The sequence below is a fragment of the Streptomyces sp. UH6 genome (assembly GCF_013421635.1).
Classification (GTDB): domain Bacteria; phylum Actinomycetota; class Actinomycetes; order Streptomycetales; family Streptomycetaceae; genus Streptomyces; species Streptomyces abyssomicinicus.
This window is the reverse complement of record NZ_JACADT010000954.1, coordinates 1-2,180: the sequence shown is the minus strand read 5'-3', so window position 1 is coordinate 2,180 and position 2,180 is coordinate 1. Positions and strand designations below refer to the sequence as shown.

Here is a 2,180-nt window from a genome sequence, read left to right as displayed (position 1 = left end):
GACGCACGCCCACCGGCGCGGCGACCGCCCCCGACCGGGCGGCACCGATGCCGTCAGTGCCGTGCGCGCCCGCGCCCGCGGCCTCACCTGAGTTCCATCGTCACGAAACGGCCGGTCGCCGCCCCGGGGCACACCTCGATGAGTTAGGTTAGGCATACCTAAGTCAGAGTTGTGTTCCGCGACGTCCTGGAGCCCCCATGCGCCTGCGCACTGCCCACGCCACACGGCCGACGCCCGCCGAGCGGACGCGGTCGGTCATCACGGCCGCCCACTCCATGACCGTGGTGGTCGACGGCCGGCGCCACGACGTCCACAGTCTCGACGGAACCGCGGCCATGCGCCGCATCCACCTCCACGCGCCCACCGCGGAGTTCGGCGACGGGGACCGCGCGCCCCGCGTCCCGGTCCGCGTGGAGCTGACCGACATCGCCCCCACGCCCGTGCGCGACCGGCTGCGCGCCCGGGTGACGCTCACCGGCCTGATGGCGGACCCCTTCGACCCGGACTCCGCCGCGAGCACCTGCATGCGGCTCGACCAGGCCGTCCACGAGAGCGCCGGGGCCCGCGCCTACGTCCCGTGGAGTCAGCTGGAGGCGGCCGAGCCCGACCCCCTGGCCACCCGTGAGGCGTCCCTGCTGGGCCACCTCGTCGCCGCCCACTCCGACCTGGTCGCCCTGCTGCTGCGCCTCGTCGAGCCGGAGGCCAGGCGCGGCCTGGTGCGCGCGCTGCCGGTGCTGATGGACCGTTACGGCATCACCCTGCGCCTGGAGTACGCGGCCGACCGGCGCGACGTGCGGCTGCCGTTCCCCACCCCGGTCGGTCACGCGGACCAGGTCGGGCTCCAGATGCACGCCCTGCTGGCAGCGGGCCGCCGCGCCTCCCACTCCGGCACGACCGCCTGACCGCACCGACCGCCGCTCCCGCCCGCGGGCCCGGGCCGGGCCGGGCCGCTCCTCAGCTGTCGAAGTCGACCGTCAGCGCCTCGGAGACGGGGTAGGTCTGACAGGTCAGCACGTATCCGGCCTCGATCTCCGCGGTCTCGAGCGCGTAGTTGCGCCGCATGTCCGCCTCGCCGTCCGAGCACAGCGCACGGCAGGTGCCGCAGACTCCGCCCTTGCAGGCGAAGGGCAGGTCGGGACGCACCCGCGACGCCGCGTCGAGCAGGGTCTCCGCGCGGGACAGCGGGGAGGTGGTGGTGCGGCCGTCCAGGACGACCGTGACCTGACTGACCGGCCCGTCGGGGCGCGCCTCCTCCCGGCGGACCGGGGGCGCCGGCTCGTCGCCGGCGAAGAACAGCTCCTGGTGGATCCGGTCGCCGGGCACGCCGAGACCGGCCAGCACCCGCTGGGCGTCACGGACCATGCCGTGCGGGCCGCACAGCCACCAGTGGTCGGCCGCGGACACGTCGACCAGGCCGTCGACGAGCGCCGCCAGCCGGTCGGCGTCCAGCCGTCCGGTCAGCAGTTCCGCCTCGCGGGGCTCACGGGAGAGCACGTGGGCGAGCTGGAAGCGGTCGGGGTGGAGGTCCTTCAGGTCGGCCAGCTCGTCGGCGAACATCACCGAGCCGGTCCGGCGGTTGCCGTAGAACAGGGTGACCCGGGAGCGGTCGTCGGCGGCGAGGACGGACTCCGCGATGGACAGCATCGGGGTGATGCCGGAGCCGGCCGCGACCAGGACGTGGTGGCCGGGCGTGGTCAGGTCCGGCGTGAACTGGCCGGTGGGGGCCATGACCTCGACGACGTCACCGGGCCGGACCTCCTCGACCAGCCAGGAGGAGAAGAGCCCGCCGGGCACCGTCCGCACCCCGATCCGGGGCGCCGCGCCCACCGGGGAGCAGATCGAGTAGGAGCGCCGCTCGTCGCGTCCGTCCACCTGGCGGCGGAGGGTGAGCGACTGGCCGGGAGCGAAGGCGAACTCCTCGGCCAGCTCGTCGGGGACGTCGAAGCTCACCGCGGCCGCGTCCTCGCAGAGCCGGTCCACGGCGGCCACCCGCAGGGAGTGGAAGGCCGGGCGCCGCCGTACGCGCCGCCCGGGGGCGGGGGCCGCGCCGACCGGGGCCATCAGGTCTGCCATCAGATCTCCTTGAGGTACTCGAACGGCTCGCGGCAGGCGAGGCAGCGCCACAGCGCCTTGCAGGACGTGGCGCCGAACCGGGAGCTCTCCTCGGTGTCCGCCGAGCC

General features: G+C 75.0%; 2 protein-coding genes and 1 pseudogene. 1 reads left to right on the top strand and 2 read right to left on the bottom strand.

Annotated elements, in window-relative coordinates; all coding sequences use genetic code 11:
• Window positions 1-197: 197 nt before the first annotated feature.
• Complete coding sequence (locus HW445_RS27980; protein WP_180223651.1) at window positions 198-902, top strand: DUF2470 domain-containing protein; 705 nt, start codon at window positions 198-200, stop codon at window positions 900-902.
• Window positions 903-954: 52 nt separating this feature from the next.
• Here the strand turns inward: HW445_RS27980 and paaE are convergent, their stop codons facing one another.
• A complete protein-coding gene (gene paaE, locus HW445_RS27975; protein WP_180223650.1) occupies window positions 955-2,073 on the bottom strand; it encodes a 1,2-phenylacetyl-CoA epoxidase subunit PaaE in 1,119 nt (372 codons plus the stop codon).
• Window positions 2,073-2,180, bottom strand: a pseudogene (locus tag HW445_RS33810) (phenylacetate-CoA oxygenase subunit PaaJ); the annotation flags it as partial. The gene paaE and the pseudogene HW445_RS33810, both read right to left, overlap by 1 nt.